Source organism: Azospirillum sp. Sh1 (genome assembly GCF_008365135.1).
GTDB classification, from domain to species: domain Bacteria; phylum Pseudomonadota; class Alphaproteobacteria; order Azospirillales; family Azospirillaceae; genus Azospirillum; species Azospirillum oryzae.
Genome location: NZ_VTTK01000007.1, coordinates 200,714 through 215,037, shown reverse-complemented (window position 1 = coordinate 215,037; position 14,324 = coordinate 200,714). Strand labels below are relative to the sequence as shown.

Sequence of the window (14,324 nt, the reverse complement as noted above, 5' to 3'; positions counted from 1 at the left end):
GCTCCGCGGTGTCGGCGCCGAGGACCCAAGCCGGATTACGCCGAACGGAGGGACGCCTGCTCGCCTTTACGGTCGAGATGGAGCGTTCTGCTGGCTTTGTTCGGTTGCTTGCGTGGTAATGTCGTAATGATCGAGCGACTGTGCGCGGCATGACGCGACAGAGTCAAGAGAAAAAACGTCAACGATCATGGGGGTGTTTCGCTCCGTCTTCGCGCCGTCGGTGGTCACCGTGAGAGATATTTGAGGACGAATGCGGAAGTGCTTCCGGAAACACTATGGACAGAAAAATGACTTGTCGGAACTGGGGACGGAGGAAAGGAAAAATGCCGGATCATCGGCATTCCTTCTTGCGACGTGGGAGGGCTTCGACGCCTGCGCCCCGTCCCCACTCAAATCGAGGACGGTGAGAGCCGCAAGAGCGTGGCGGGATACTTTCCTGACATAGGAGTGGGGCGTCGCGCCCCGTTGTCGCAACGGAAGCCGAATTTTTAAAGGAATGAAGGCCTAGGAATTAAGGCGTGCGCAAATCGCCTTTTACGCGAAAAAATAGGCGGGTCTTTCGACCCGCCTCACTTTATGCGCCATTTTCTCAGGTTATGCGCAATCCTACACACACCAATCACACGTCCAGGTTAGACACCTTCAGCGCGTTTTCCTGGATGAACTCGCGGCGCGGCTCGACGATGTCGCCCATCAGGGTGGAGAAGACCTCCTCCGCCTGATCGGCGTGGCTGACGCGGACCTGCAGCAGCGAGCGCTTGGTCGGGTCCAGCGTGGTTTCCCACAGCTGGTCCGGGTTCATCTCGCCCAGGCCCTTGTAGCGCTGGATGGTGACGCCGCGGCGGCCCAGCTCCATCACCGTGTCGAACAGGGCGACGGGCCCGGTCAGGGCGCGGGTTTCCTTCTGCTTTTCGAAGGCCTTGCCGGCGGTGCCGAACACACGCTTCAGGTCGGCGGCCAGCCCGTCGAGACGGCGGGCCTCGCCGCTCTTCAGCAGGTCGGCGTCGAACAGGTGGCGGTGGGTGACGCCGCGCCGGGCGCGGATCACGGCATAGCCGCCCTGGGCCAGGGTCTCGCCGCGCCAGCCGCCGTCGGCGTCCATCGTGTTCATCCGTTCCGCCACCGCCTTGGCCGCGGCCTCGGCCGCCGCCTTGTCGTCGGCCAGGGCGCCAGACAGGGCGCCGGCGACTGCCGCCTGTTCCACCACCATGGCGTTGCCGACCTTGCGCGACAGCGTGTCGATCGCCGGACGCGCGGTGCGGGCCTGATCGACCAGACCGGACAGTTGGTCGCCGATCAGCAGGGTGCCGTCGGACAGCTGGACCGACAGGTCGCTCAACGCGGCCTCGACCAGATACTCTTCGAGCGCCCGGTCGTCCTTCAGGTAGCGTTCCTTGGCGTTGCCGCGCTTGATGCGGTAGAGCGGCGGCTGGGCGATGTAGAGATAGCCGCGCTCGATCAGGTCGGGCATCTGCCGGAAGAAGAAGGTCAGCAGCAGGGTGCGGATGTGGCTGCCGTCCACGTCCGCGTCGGTCATGATGATGATCTTGTGGTAGCGCGTCTTGTCGGCGTTAAACTCGTCGCGGCCGATACCGGTGCCGAGCGCCGCGATCAGCGTGCCGATCTCCGCCGAGCCCAGCATCTTGTCGAAGCGCGCCCGTTCCACGTTCAGGATCTTGCCGCGGAGCGGCAGGATGGCCTGGAACTGGCGCGAGCGGCCCTGCTTGGCCGAGCCGCCGGCCGAGTCGCCCTCGACGATGAACAGCTCCGACGACGCCGGGTCGCGTTCCTGGCAGTCGGCCAGCTTGCCGGGCAGCGAGGCCATGTCGAGCGCGCCCTTGCGCCGGGTCAGCTCGCGCGCCTTGCGGGCGGCCTCGCGGGCGGCGGCGGCCTCCACCACCTTCTGGACGACGCGGCGGGCGTCGGCCGGATGCTCTTCGAAATACTGGGCCAGGGCCTCGCCCACCACCGCCTCGACGACGGGACGGACTTCCGACGAGACCAGCTTGTCCTTGGTCTGGCTGGAGAATTTCGGATCGGGCACCTTCACCGACAGGACGCAGGTCAGGCCTTCACGGGCGTCGTCGCCCGACAGGTTGACCTTCTCCTTCTTGGCGATGCCGGATTCGTTGGCATAGTTGTTGATGGCACGGGTCAGCGCCGCGCGGAAGCCGGCGAGGTGGGTGCCGCCGTCCTTCTGCGGGATGTTGTTGGTGAAGCAGAGCGTCGTCTCGTGGTAGCTGTCGTTCCACTGCAGCGCGCATTCCACCGTCACCACGCCGCCATGCTCGGTCGGGCGCTCGTTCTTCAGGGTGATCGCCGGCTTGTGCAGCGGCGTCTTGGAACGGTCGAGCCAGTTGACGAAGGCTTCCAGGCCGCCTTCGTAATGCAGGTCCTGCACCTTCGGCTCCACCCCGCGCGCGTCGGTCAGAACCAGACGGACGCCGGAGTTGAGGAAGGCCAGTTCGCGCAGCCGGTGTTCCAGCGTGGCGTAATCGAATTCGATGTTGGTGAAGGTCTCGGCCGAGGGCATGAAGGTGACTTCGGTGCCCGACAGCTGCTTGCCCTTCTCCGGCACCATCGGCGCCTCGCCGACATCGGCCAGCGGCGCCTCGGCGACGCCGTGGCGGAAGCGCATGGTCCAGGTGCGGCCGCCGCGCCAGATGCGGAGGTCCAGCGTTTCGGACAGCGCGTTCACCACCGACACGCCGACGCCGTGCAGGCCGCCGGAGACCTTGTAGCTGTTCTGGTTGAACTTGCCGCCGGCATGGAGCTGGGTCATCACGACCTCGGCCGCCGAGACGCCTTCCTCCGAATGGATGTCGGTCGGGATGCCGCGTCCGTTGTCGCGCACCGTGACCGATCCGTCGGCGTTCAGCAGAACCTCGACCTTGTCGCAATAGCCGGCCAACGCCTCGTCGATGGCGTTGTCGACCACCTCGTACACCATGTGGTGCAGGCCGGACCCGTCGTCGGTGTCGCCGATGTACATGCCGGGGCGTTTGCGCACGGCATCGAGCCCGCGCAGAACGGTGATCGACTCCGCCCCATAGTCCGCCTGTTGGGGCTCCGACTGCGGGAGGTCGTTCTTCAGTGCTTCCTGTGCCATGCGTCGACTATAACAGATTCGGTTGTGGATTCGGCGGTTTAGCGTGCGTGAACACGGCTTTTTTTTGGGTCTTGGCCCGAATTTCCACCCCTATCCGGGGCGGATGTGGGCGTCTTCGATGCGGAACCGGCGGGCGTCCTCTCCAAGCGGGTCGAAAACCCCTTCGTCGGTGCCGGTCATCCAGGCCTGGGCGCCCAATGCCAGGATTTCGCCGAACAGCGCGGCGCGCCGGTCGGGGTCGAGATGGGCGGCCACCTCGTCCAGCAGAAGGATGGGGGCCGCCCCGCGTTCGGCCGCCAGCAGCCGGGCGTTGGCCAGCACGATGGCGATCAGCAGGGCCTTCTGCTCGCCGGTGGAACAGAGTGCCGCCGGCATGTCCTTGGGCGCATGGCGGACGGCGAGGTCGCTCTTGTGCGGTCCCACCGTGGCGCCGCCGCCATCGGCATCGGCGCGGCGGCCCATGCGCAAGCTGTCGCGCAGCGCATCCTCCGCCGCCAGCGCCGGACCTTCGTCCAGCCAGCGTTCCACCGTGCCGGCGACGGCGAGGTCGGCGCCGGGGAAGGGACCGACCGAGCGGGCGCAGGCGGCGCGCAGCCGCTGCACCACCTCGCGCCGCGCCGCGGCGACGGCGATGCCGGTGGTCGCCATCTGGTCCTCCAGCGCGCCGAGCCAGCCCTCGTCGAAGCGGCCGTCGCGCAGCAGCCGGGCGCGTTCGCGCAGCGCATGTTCATAACGGGACAGCCGCCCGGCATGGGCGGGATCGAAGCCGAAGACCAGCCGGTCGAGGAAGCGCCGCCGTCCGCTCGACCCTTCAAGGAACAGGCGGTCCATCTGCGGGGTCAGCCAGACCATGGCGACATGGTCGGCGAGCGCGGTCTGGCCCTTGGCCGGATGGCCGTCGATGCGGACCAGCCGGCGGTCGCGGTCGGAGGTGCGATTGCCGTCATGGGGTTCGCGGCCGGTGCCGATCTCCACCGGACCCATCGGGGTGTCGAGCATCGCCGCCACCGCCCAGCCGGCGCCGGGGGGCGAGCCCAGCCGCTCCACCTCGGCCAGCCGGGCGCCGCGGATGCCGCGGCCGGGGGCGAGGAAGCTGACCGCTTCCAGCAGATTGGTCTTGCCGGCCCCGTTCGGGCCGATCAGGGCGACGGGCCGGCGGTCGGGTTCCAGCCGCGCGGAGTCATAGCCGCGGAAGCGCGTCAGCGTCATCCGCCGCACCGCAAGAGCCGGGGCCAAAGCCTGAGTGGGGGCGGACACCGGGGGCCCGCCGCTCATCGAAACTGCCGTGTGCTGCAACTGGTCCGTTCCGCCTGGGGCGGGGACGATCCCCGCAGCCCCATCACACACGCATCGGCATCAGGACATAGAGCGCGGTGGAGTCGGCAACGTCGCGGATGATGGTCGGCGACGCGGCGTCGGCCAGCGTGAACTGGGCGCCCTCGCCCTCGATCTGCTGCGTGATGTCCAGCAGATAGCGAGAGTTGAAGCCGATTTCCAGCGGGGACTCGGCGTAATTGACCTCCAGCTCCTCGGTGGCGCTGCCCGATTCCGGGCTGGTGGCCGACAGGGTCAGGGCGCCGCGGACGAGCGACAGCTTCACCGCCCGGCTCTTTTCGGTGGAGATGGTGGCGACGCGGTCGACGGCGGCGGCGAACAGCTTGGCGTCCACCTCCATCACCTTGTCGTTGCCGACCGGGATCACCCGCTCATAGTCGGGGAAGGTGCCGTCGATCAGCTTGGAGGTAACGACGACGCTGTCGAAGCCGAAGCGGATCTTGTTGTCGGACAGCGACAGCTCGATGCGGTCGGCGGCCTCGTCCACCAGTTTGCGGATTTCGGTGACGGTCTTGCGCGGAATGATGACGCCGGGAATGCCCTCGGCCCCGTCCGGCAGCGGCATCTCGACCCGCGCCAGCCGGTGGCCGTCGGTGGCGACCGCGCGCAGCACCGGCGACTCCAGGCTGCCCATCTTGCTCTTGGCGGCGTGCAGGTAGATGCCGTTCAGGTAATAGCGCGTCTCCTCGGTGGAGATCGCGAAGCGGGTGCGGTCGATCAGCCCGCGCAGGTCGGCGGCGGCGACCGAGAAATTGTGCTTCAGCTCGCCGCTGGACAGCTGCGGGAAATCCTCCACCGGCAGGCAGGACAGCTTGAACTGCGACCGGCCGGCGCGCAGCGTCAGGATGGTGCCGTCGCCGCCGATGTCCAGCTCCACCTGGCTGCCGTCGGGCAGCTTGCGGACGATGTCGAACAGGGTGTGGGCGGGGGCGGTGGTGCCGCCGGGGCGCCCGACCGTCGCCGGGACGGTCTCCACGATCTCCAAATCCATGTCGGTGGCGGCCAGCGACAGTTCGCCGTCGCCCGCGCGCAGCAGGACGTTGGACAGGATCGGAATGGTGTTCCGCCGCTCGACCACACTCTGCACGTGACCCAGGGAACGGAGAAGGGCGGCGCGTTCGATGGTGATGTTCATGCTGGCGTCGTCTCGGCCGGAGGGAGAACTTTTTGGCGGGCCCACCGGGGTTGCGGGCCGTTGTCCGGCCGTCCCGCCCCGAGCGGGCGCGCATCATACCACATCGATGGTTGCGTCGAACCAAATTGTTGCGGCCAAGGCCTTCGGCCGAGAGGGAGTCAGCCCTCCCCCCGCCGCCTGCCCTCATGCAGCCGCAGAATGTCGACGAAATCCGCGCTCTGCCAGTTGCGCGACCGGCTCAGTTCGCTGCGGACGCTGGCGACGAAGGCGTCGATCACCGCCCATTCGTCGTCGGCGATCTCCCCGACATCCTCCAGATAGCGGAAGACGACCCGGTGCAGGCCCTGGCTGACCGGGCTGATCCAGCCGTCCACCGTTTCGCCCATCGCCGCCATCAGCCGGCGGATGCGCAGCATGTGCGCCATGCGATGGGCCGGCTTCTCCTGCGGTTCGGCCTTCATCGCCTGGATGAAGGCGAGGCGGCCGGTCTCCACCGCATAGAGGCGCAGCGACTTCAGCTCCGGGTTGGCGTAGCCGGCATTGCCGAGATAGCGGCCCCAGCGCCAGACCAGCTCCAGCAGCCAGACGATGTCCTCATGGTCGGGCACCGGGGCGTGGCGGGCGTTCATCGCCGCCTGCAGCCGGGCGGCCAGCGCCGGCATCACCGTGCCGGTCAATTCGCGGCTGACCGCCGCCAGCTCCGCCCGCAGCGCCGGGCCGGTGGAGCGGCTGGCGAGGAAGCCGGTGCCGGACAGCGCCGTCAGCGCCCGGTCGAAACGCTCCACCGCTTCGTGCAGCAGGGCGCGGGTCGGGGCGGGGGCGGACAGGACCCCGCCATCCTGAATCTCCATATCGCCGAACATGCCGTCCACCACCTCGCGGATGGTGATGCAGGCGGCGTTGAAATGGCAGAGCAGGGCGCGCAGCAGCGGGTGCGACTCGCGCACGGCCGGGCCACCATGTTCGCGCACATGGCGCAGGAAGACGTCGTAGCGCCGCTTGACGTTCAGCCCATAGAGCGGGGCGAACCAGGCCAGCACCTGCGACTGGTCGCGGAAGGGCAGGCCGAGATCGCGCACCCGGCGGACGAAGCCGACCATCAGCGCCGACTGGCAATCGACCTCGGCGGACCGGGGATCGCCGGCGCCCTGCATCTCTTCAATATCGCGGCGCATCCGCTCGGTCAGCGGCACCAGCACCTCGTTGTGCTCCAGCAGGGCGCGGACGAAGCCAAGCAGGTCGCCGTCAACCGGCGCCTTGCGGCCGAGATACTGGGTGCGCAGCCGGGCGTCGTGGTGCGCCTCCTCGTTCGCCAGCGCCAGGAAACGGTCGGTCAGCTTGCGGTCGCCGGCCATGCTGTAGAGGAAGTCCAGCGCCTCCCGGCGCATCAGCTCGCGCATCACCATGGCGTCGGGGCAGGCCAGCACGGCGTCCAGCATCGCCTCGCGCGCCATCGCGTCCAGCCGGCTCTGCACCTCCGCCGCAAGGCCCGGAAAGGCATAACGGGTCAGCGCCGCCCAGATGCCGCCCATATCCACCCGCTGGATCAGCGCCGGCACCGACTCGGGCGAGCGGTAGAGGATCGGGTCGTCGACCAGGAAGGGTTCGAACAGGCTGGTGAACAGCCGCCGCGCCTTCATCGGCCGCAGCCGGTTGAAATGGTCGACCAGCGCGTCGCGCAGATGCCGCGCCCGCTCGCCGTTCGGGCTGGGCGCCCCTTCCACCGCGTCCAGCACCGACCGGATGGCGTGCATCGGGATGCGGGCGACGACCTCGTCCATCTGACGGCGGAAAGCGGTTGCATCCATCATGTCCCTGCCCGCAGGAAGACCGGCGGAGGGGAGGGAGGTTGTGACCGTCGGCGTGCTGCTCATGCGCCCAACACCTCGCAGGATCGTCGTCGCCTGGACGCTCATGATCCCGGGAGATTATTAAATAACCTTTGCTATTTCCATGCGTGTCTTCGGCCGGGTTTTATGATTATCGGAATATGACCAACAATTGCTTTGTAATCTTAGGTTTACTTTTTGCCCGAGTCTTCGGCTACAGCCCTGCCGCCAGCTGTGCCTCCAACCCGGCGCGGTAGTCGGGATAGGTCAGGGTGACGCCAAGCTGGCGCTTGATGCGGTCATTCTTCACCCGGCGGCAGTCGGCGTAGAAGCTGGCGGCCATCGGCGACATCTCCGCCTGATCGAAGGGCACCAGCGGCGGCGGCTCCACTCCCAGCAGGTGGCAGGCATATTCCACCACCTCGTGCGAGGGGCTGGGCAGGTCGTCGGCGACGTTGTAGATGGCGCCCAGCGTCGGCCGCGCCATCGACGCGCGCAGCGTGTTGGCGATGTCGTCGACATGGATACGGCAGAAGACCTGACCCGGCTTGTCCACCCGCTTGGCGATGCCGTCACGCACCGAATCGATGGCGCTGCGGCCGGGGCCATAGATTCCGGCCAGCCGGAACAGATGCATAGGCACGCCGAACTGGCGGTAGAGGTTCAGCCAGCCGCGCTCCGCCTCCACCCGCCGCTTCTGCCGCTCGCCGGTCGGCTTCAGCCAGGACGCCTCGCTGACCCATTCGCCGCCGGTGTCGCCATAGACGCCGGTGGTGGACAGGTAGCCGGCCCAGTCCAGCGTGCGCAGGTCGGCCAGATCGCGGGCATGCTGGTCCAGCACCGGGTCGCCCTTGCCGTCGGGCGGGATGCTGACCAGCAGATGGGTGGTGCCGGCCAGCGCCGCCTTGGCATCGGCCAGCGGCCGGCCGCGGTCGAACAGGAAGGCCTCGATGCCCTGGGATTCCAGCGCCGCCTTCTTTTCCTCGCTGCGGCAGGTGGCGGCGATGCGCCATCCCTCGGCGCGCAGCCGGTCGGCGAAGACGCGGGCGGTGTAGCCGGGGCCGAAGACGAACAGGCGGGGATCGGTCATCGCGGGCGTTCCGGTTGGGGCGGTAAACGGTGTAACGCCGGGCTCGGCCACCGGATTGGTGTGGGGGGCTTGCACCCTGCCCGGCGATGGCGGAGTGTAAAGGCACCATGACCCGACGCAATCTTTACCTTTCCGCCGCCCTCGCGCTGGGGCTTCTCGCCGTCCTGCCGGCTCCCTCGCGGGCAGCGCAGGCGGCCTCCGCCGGGCCGTCCTCTGGGCCGTCCTCCGGCCTCGACCGCAACCGCGAACTCCAGGCCTGCGCCGCCAAGGCGGAGGCCAACCCCGACGGCGCCAAGGCCGACGCCATGCGCTGGCAGGAGCAGGGCGGCGGCGACTTCGCCAAGCTCTGCTACGCGCTGGCGCAGTTCCATGCCGGCGAGTTCAAGGCGGCCGGAACCCAGATGGAGGCGCTGGTGCCGACGCTGGGCAAGGACGACCCCAGGGCCGCCGCCTCGCTGCTCGGCCGGGCCGGCTGGGCGTGGCTGCGCGCCGGCGACCAGGGGCGGGCGGAACGGCTCTACAGCGCGGCGCTCGACAAGACGCCGGGCGACGTCGACCTGCTGATCGACCGCGCCTTCGCCCGCGCCGAGGGTGAACGCTTCTGGGACGCCATCGCCGACCTCGACGCGGCGCTGGCCCGCGATCCCCGCCGGGCGGACGCTTATCTCTACCGCGCCACCGCCCAGAAGGCGCTGTCCAACTACCGGCAGGCGCTGGCCGACATCGACCATGCGCTGGAACTGAAACCCGGCGATCCGGAGGCGATCCTGCTGCGCGGCAACGTCAAGGCGCTGGGCGGCAACCTGCCGGCGGCCCGCGACGACTGGTCGCTGGCCCGCCACGTCTCCCCTGACAGCGAATGGGGCCGCGCCGCCGCCGACAACCTCGCCCGGACGGCGGAGGTCGCGGGGGCTGCGGGTAAGGACAAGGCGAAGGAGAAGAAGGCGCAGTAGGGAGTATCGGCTGACGATGCCCCCACCCTAACCCTCCCCCGCTAACGCGGGAGAGGGGACTGCCGCCGCTCCGCGCTCAACTCCCTCTACCGCTGAAGGCGGGGGAGGGAAGGGGCCCACGCTGTCAAGCGTGGGAAGGGAGGGGGCCCAGGTTCGGAGCCCTACCCCCCAACGAAAAAGCCCCGCCGCGGCGACCGCGGGCGGGGCTTTTCCTTACCTGTAACTCAGACCGCTTACAGCGCCGAGTCGACCCACTGGAACAGCGCACCCTTGGGCAGGGCGCCGATCTTGGTGGCGGCGACGCTGCCGCCCTTGAACAGCATCAGCGTCGGGATGCCGCGCACGCCGTACTTGGTCGGGGTGTCCGGGTTCTCGTCGATGTTCAGCTTGGCGACGGTGACCTTGCCGTCATATTCGCCGGCCAGCTCGTCGAGCGCCGGGGCGATCATCTTGCAGGGGCCGCACCATTCCGCCCAGAAATCGACCAGGACCGGGCCGTTGGCCTTCAGGACGTCCTGCTCGAAGCTGTCGTCGGTAACCTTGATGGTGGTGCTCATGTGACCTCGTGCTTTGAGTCGGAAGCGCCGCGGACCGGTTGTGAAAGGCCGGCGGGCATCGCCCCGTCAGTGGAATTGAGCAAAATGTAGGGCGGAGGCGCCCGGCCGGTCAAGTCACCCCATCTTTCGGGTGACCCGCCGGCCCTCCCTCACCCCGCCCGCGGGGCCAGTCCCGCCGCCGCCGCGTCCAGCACCGATGGCGGCAACTCCATGGTGTAGGGACCGTCGGTCCACAGCAGCACGCAACGCACCCGGCGCCCTGGATAGACCGCCCGCAAGGCCTCGCGGTATGCCGCCATCTGGCGCCGGTAAACCATTGGCACGTCTTCCAGATCCCGTGGCGGCGGCCGGTTGGTCTTGTAGTCGACGATCCACACCGTATCGCCGGTCAGCGCCAGCCGGTCGATGCGGCCGGCCAGCGCCCGGCTGCCGTCGCCCAGCGCCACCACGCCGACCAGGGGCACCTCCGCCCGCGAGTCCGGGCCGAACAGATGCGCGAACTCCGCATGGCTCAGCACCGCCAGCGTCTCCCGCGCGATGGCGTCCTGCTGCTCCGGCGTCAGCTTGTGCGCCGGCCGGGCCAGGAAACGGCGGCAGGCGGCCTCCCGCGCCTCCTCGGCCAGATTGGGCAGCGTCTGCAACAGCCGGTGCACCAGCAGGCCGCGGCGGAAACGCTGGCCGTCGTCGTTGCCAAGCGGAGAGCGCACCGCCGGCTCCTCGCCATCGGGGCGCGACGGGGTCAGCGGGCGCGACGGTTCCGGCTCGCCCGGGGCCGGTTCGGCGATCCAGGGCGGCGGCGGCTCGGCCGATGCACTCTCCTCCGTCTCGACATGGCGCGGCACCACGGCGGTCTGGGGGCCGATCAGCCGCCAGCCCTCTCCCGCCCAGCCATGCGGGCAGAGATCGGTGAAGTCGAAGCTGTGCGGTACGCCGTTCTCGCGCATCGCCTCCTCGACCAGCCGATACCAGCAGTCGTCGGACGGTTCGCGCTTGCCCTGATGGCCGCAGATGTAGAGCCGGTCCTCCGCCCGCGTCAGCGCGACATAGAGCAGCCGGCGGTATTCCTGGTCGCGCCGCCGGTTGGCCCGTGCCCGCGCCTCGGCGCACAGCCCGTCCTCCTGGCTGCGGCGGGCGGCGAACAGCGGCACCGGGCAGTTCTCGTCCGGCCACAGGATCGGCGGGCTCTGGGTCGGGCTGCCCAGCGTGTCGGGCAGGAAGACGATGGGCGCCTGCAACCCCTTGGAACCGTGGACGGTCATGATCCGCACGGTGCCGCCGCCCTGTTCCAGCTCGCGCTTGATCTCGGCGTCGCTGGCCGCCAGCCAGGCCAGGAAATTCTGCAGGGACGGCGGCTCCGTCTTCTCGAAGGCGAGGCAGACTGCCAGGAACTCCTCCAGCGGGTCCTGCGCGTCGGGGCCGAGCCGCTTCAGGATCGCCCGCCGCCCCGACCGGCCGTCGGCCGGGCAGGGCCGGTTCAGTAGCCCCGCGAACAGTTCGTAAGGGGCGGAGAAGTCGGTGCGCGCCAGCAGGTCACCGAGATAGCGCCGGGCCGGGCGGAAGTCCGGCTCCGTCTCCGCCAGCGCCACCAGAGAGCGCCACAGCGTGCCGCGCCGGCCATGGGCGACGCGGAACAGTTCCTCCTCGGTCAGCCCGATCAGCGGCCCCTTCAGCACGGTGGCGAGCGTCAGGTCATCGTCGGGCAGCAGCAGGAAATCGGCCAGCGCCACCAGATCCATGACCGCCAGCTGTTCGGTCAGCACCATGCGGTCGACACCGGCCACCGGCACGCCGCGGTCCTTCAGCGCGCGGACCAGTTCGGTGACGAAGGCGGTGCGGCGGCGGACCAGCACCATGACGTCGCCCGGCTGCACCGGCCGGCCCTTGGCCTCCAGCGTCTCTCCGCTGTCGATCCAGCGATGCACCGTCGCTGCGATGACCGAGGCGAGGCGGGCCGATGGCGAGTCGGCCGACTCGCGCGCCACCGGCGGCGCCCAGGCCGGCGCCTCCGTCACCTCCGCCGGCTTCACCGGCGGCCACAGTTCGACCAGACCGGCCTGCCCGCGGCGGAAGGCGCGGTGGCGGATGACCGGGCTGGCGTCGGACGCCACGCCGTCGCGGGCGCGGTCGATGGCGAAGACGGCATCCACCGTCTCCAGCACCGCGGAGGTCGAGCGGAAGGAGATGTCGAGGTCCACCCCGGCCCACAGCCGCTCCGCCGACTCCGCCTTGTCCTGGAAATGGCGGCGCATGCGGGCGAATTCGGCGGGATCGGCGCGCTGGAAGCTGAAGATCGACTGCTTCTCGTCGCCCACCGCGAAGACGGTGCGGATCTTGCCGTCCGGGGCGGCGGCCTCCAGTTCGGCGAAGAACTCGCCGGCCAGGGCGGCGACGATGGCCCACTGGTCGGGGTTGGTGTCCTGCGCCTCGTCGATCAGGATATGGTCCAGGCCGCCGTCCAGCTTGTACAGCACCCACGGCACCCGCGGCGCCTTGCCGTCGCCGCCGCTCAGCAGCCGGTTGGCCGCCAGGATCAGGTCGTCGTAATCCAGCAGGGCGCGCGCCGCCTTGCGGTCGCGGTAGGCGTCCAGCATCGCCTGCGCCAGCGTCAGCAGCGCGGTGGTCGATGCCGCGACCCCGGCGGCCTTCACCCGCTCCGATATCTCGACCAGCCGCTCCGCCTCCTTCTGCAGGGACAAGAGGGCCTGCGGGTAGGCGGTGGCCGGCTTCTTGGTCATCAGCGTTTTGCGCGGGCTTCCCTCCGCCGTCAGGAACAGGCGCTTGTAGGCCTCGAAGGCCCGCACCCGGCGGTCGGCGGCGTCCAGCCAATGCTGGATGGCGATGCCGCGCTCCTGGTCGCCGGCGCTGCCGGCCGACAGCGCCCGGCAGGCTTCGCGCAGGGCCGGCGGGTCGCAATGGTCGTCGTGGCAGGCGTGGGTCAGGATCGATTCCTCGGTCACGCCCGCCGGCACCCCCAGCCGGTCGTGGATGGCGTCGATCAGCCCGTCCAGCCCATGGAAGTCCTTCAGCAGCCGTTCCACCTGCCCGCGCTGGCTGGCCAGTTCGGCCAGCAGTCCGGCGAAATCCTCCGCGTTCAGGTCGCCGGTCAACCGGTTCATGGCGCGGCCGAGCGGGCTGTCGGGCTCGGTCCGGCCGGCATGCAGCACGGCGTCGCGCGCTTCGGTCAGCAGCCCGTCGGCGGTGCGGTCGTCCATCACGTCGAAATGCGGCGCCAGCTCGGCTTCCAGCGGGAAGCGGCGCAGCAGCGACTGGCAGAAGGCGTGGATGGTCTGGATCTTCATGCCGCCGGGGCAGTCCACCACCTGGGCGAACAGCCGCCGCGCGTTCAGCCGCGCCTCCATCGACGGGCGCTCGCCGCACAGATCGGCCAGCCGGTCCTCCAGCGCCTCGTCGGGCAGGGTGGCCCACAGGCCGAGCGTCCGGTTGATGCGGATCGCCATCTCGGCCGCGGCGGCCTTGGTGAAGGTCAGGCAGAGGATGCGCGCCGGCGGCGTGCCGGACAGCATCAGCCGCAGCACCCGGTCGGTCAGCACCTTGGTCTTCCCCGACCCGGCGGACGCGCCGACCCACACCGACGCCGTCGGATCGGACGCCCGCCGCTGCGCCACATTGGGATCGAGTGGCAGAGTACGGGGGGACAGGTCGGTCATGGTCATGAACGGGGCTTCCGGTGCCGGGGCAGGGCCGGATGCTGGTCCAGATGCCGGGGCCAGGGCAAGGGCGAAAGATCAGGTGGCGGGGTTGGGAGCCGAAAGGGCAGGGTCGCCAAAAGCGATCTGCAAGACCTTGAAGCTCCAGAACAGCCAGTCTGCGTCGGCTTTGATCTGTGGATGCAGGGTAAGGCAGCGCATCAGGTCGTTCTCGATCTCGCCGCTGACCCTGGTCAGGTCGAGCGATAGGATCGCGCCGATCAGCCGATAGACGAACAACGGAACCATCATCCGCTCGTAAACCGAGCCGGCTATGGCCTCCGATAAGAAGAACAGCGGTTCGTTCTTGTGTTCAAGAATGGTGATGGTGAAAAGGCCGGCGATCTTTGAAAAATTAATCAGGTCGCCTTCGCGGAAATCATTGTTACCTTTGAATGCATCGACCCGTCGAAAATATCGTTCGATGATTTTGTCAATGCAGAGCGCATGAGCATTGAACCGAATGTGGGCTTCTGTCCCATGGCGCTGCCTGATCTCGTCGCTGACCACGCGTGCGGTCTGTTCGCCGACCTCCACAAGCAGCCGCCGACGCCGTAGTTCGCGCGAGTCTTCAGCGATGGACATCGGTATCGTCGGATTGGGCCTCTG

The 14,324-nt window shown here is 68.9% G+C and carries 9 protein-coding genes; 1 reads left to right on the top strand and 8 read right to left on the bottom strand.

Features of this window, described 5'->3' with window-relative positions:
- Nucleotides 1–619: 619 nt before the first annotated feature.
- The 5 genes from gyrB to FZ029_RS10045 form a co-directional block, all read right to left on the bottom strand.
- The gene (gyrB, locus tag FZ029_RS10065; protein WP_149269115.1) at nt 620–3,109 is read right to left on the bottom strand and encodes a DNA topoisomerase (ATP-hydrolyzing) subunit B; all 2,490 of its coding nucleotides are present in this window, start codon (nt 3,107–3,109) and stop codon (nt 620–622) included.
- A gap of 90 nt (nt 3,110–3,199) precedes the next feature.
- Nucleotides 3,200–4,384 carry a DNA replication/repair protein RecF gene (recF, locus tag FZ029_RS10060; RefSeq protein ID WP_149269114.1) on the bottom strand — a complete coding sequence of 395 codons (1,185 nt, stop codon included), beginning with the start codon at nt 4,382–4,384 and terminating at the stop codon, nt 3,200–3,202.
- A 64-nt stretch (nt 4,385–4,448) separates the two neighbouring features.
- The gene (gene dnaN, locus FZ029_RS10055; protein ID WP_149269113.1) at nt 4,449–5,579 is read right to left on the bottom strand and encodes a DNA polymerase III subunit beta; all 1,131 of its coding nucleotides are present in this window, start codon (nt 5,577–5,579) and stop codon (nt 4,449–4,451) included.
- A gap of 158 nt (nt 5,580–5,737) precedes the next feature.
- Nucleotides 5,738–7,390 carry a hypothetical protein gene (locus FZ029_RS10050; RefSeq protein WP_247892240.1) on the bottom strand — a complete coding sequence of 551 codons (1,653 nt, stop codon included), beginning with the start codon at nt 7,388–7,390 and terminating at the stop codon, nt 5,738–5,740.
- Nucleotides 7,391–7,622: 232 nt separating this feature from the next.
- Nucleotides 7,623–8,498 (bottom strand): SDR family oxidoreductase, encoded by an 876-nt coding sequence (locus tag FZ029_RS10045; protein ID WP_149269111.1) that lies wholly within the window; start codon nt 8,496–8,498, stop codon nt 7,623–7,625.
- Between the two features lie 107 nt (nt 8,499–8,605).
- Here FZ029_RS10045 and FZ029_RS10040 point away from each other — a divergent pair, with 107 nt between their 5' ends.
- Nucleotides 8,606–9,451, top strand: coding sequence for a hypothetical protein (locus FZ029_RS10040; RefSeq protein ID WP_149269110.1), 846 nt, complete (start codon nt 8,606–8,608; stop codon nt 9,449–9,451).
- Between the two features lie 233 nt (nt 9,452–9,684).
- Here FZ029_RS10040 and trxA read toward each other — a convergent pair whose 3' ends face one another.
- The 3 genes from trxA to FZ029_RS10025 form a co-directional block, all read right to left on the bottom strand.
- Nucleotides 9,685–10,008: a thioredoxin TrxA gene (gene trxA / locus FZ029_RS10035; RefSeq protein ID WP_149269109.1), complete on the bottom strand. Its 324-nt coding sequence runs from the start codon at nt 10,006–10,008 to the stop codon at nt 9,685–9,687.
- A gap of 149 nt (nt 10,009–10,157) precedes the next feature.
- A complete protein-coding gene (addA, locus tag FZ029_RS10030; RefSeq protein WP_149269108.1) occupies nt 10,158–13,682 on the bottom strand; it encodes a double-strand break repair helicase AddA in 3,525 nt (1,174 codons plus the stop codon).
- Nucleotides 13,683–13,754: 72 nt separating this feature from the next.
- The gene (locus tag FZ029_RS10025) at nt 13,755–14,300 is read right to left on the bottom strand and encodes a hypothetical protein (RefSeq protein ID WP_149269107.1); all 546 of its coding nucleotides are present in this window, start codon (nt 14,298–14,300) and stop codon (nt 13,755–13,757) included.
- Between the last annotated feature and the right edge of the window lie 24 nt (nt 14,301–14,324).

What these genes read in the sequence shown, in the direction of transcription:
- gyrB (WP_149269115.1), bottom strand. Translation starts at nt 3,109, where the DNA reads ATGGCACAGGAAGCACTGAAGAACGACCTCCCGCAGTCGGAGCCCCAA.
- recF (WP_149269114.1), bottom strand. Translation starts at nt 4,384, where the DNA reads ATGAGCGGCGGGCCCCCGGTGTCCGCCCCCACTCAGGCTTTGGCCCCG.
- dnaN (WP_149269113.1), bottom strand. Translation starts at nt 5,579, where the DNA reads ATGAACATCACCATCGAACGCGCCGCCCTTCTCCGTTCCCTGGGTCAC.
- FZ029_RS10050 (WP_247892240.1), bottom strand. Translation starts at nt 7,390, where the DNA reads ATGATGGATGCAACCGCTTTCCGCCGTCAGATGGACGAGGTCGTCGCC.
- FZ029_RS10045 (WP_149269111.1), bottom strand. Translation starts at nt 8,498, where the DNA reads ATGACCGATCCCCGCCTGTTCGTCTTCGGCCCCGGCTACACCGCCCGC.
- FZ029_RS10040 (WP_149269110.1), top strand. Translation starts at nt 8,606, where the DNA reads ATGACCCGACGCAATCTTTACCTTTCCGCCGCCCTCGCGCTGGGGCTT.
- trxA (WP_149269109.1), bottom strand. Translation starts at nt 10,008, where the DNA reads ATGAGCACCACCATCAAGGTTACCGACGACAGCTTCGAGCAGGACGTC.
- addA (WP_149269108.1), bottom strand. Translation starts at nt 13,682, where the DNA reads ATGACCATGACCGACCTGTCCCCCCGTACTCTGCCACTCGATCCCAAT.
- FZ029_RS10025 (WP_149269107.1), bottom strand. Translation starts at nt 14,300, where the DNA reads ATGTCCATCGCTGAAGACTCGCGCGAACTACGGCGTCGGCGGCTGCTT.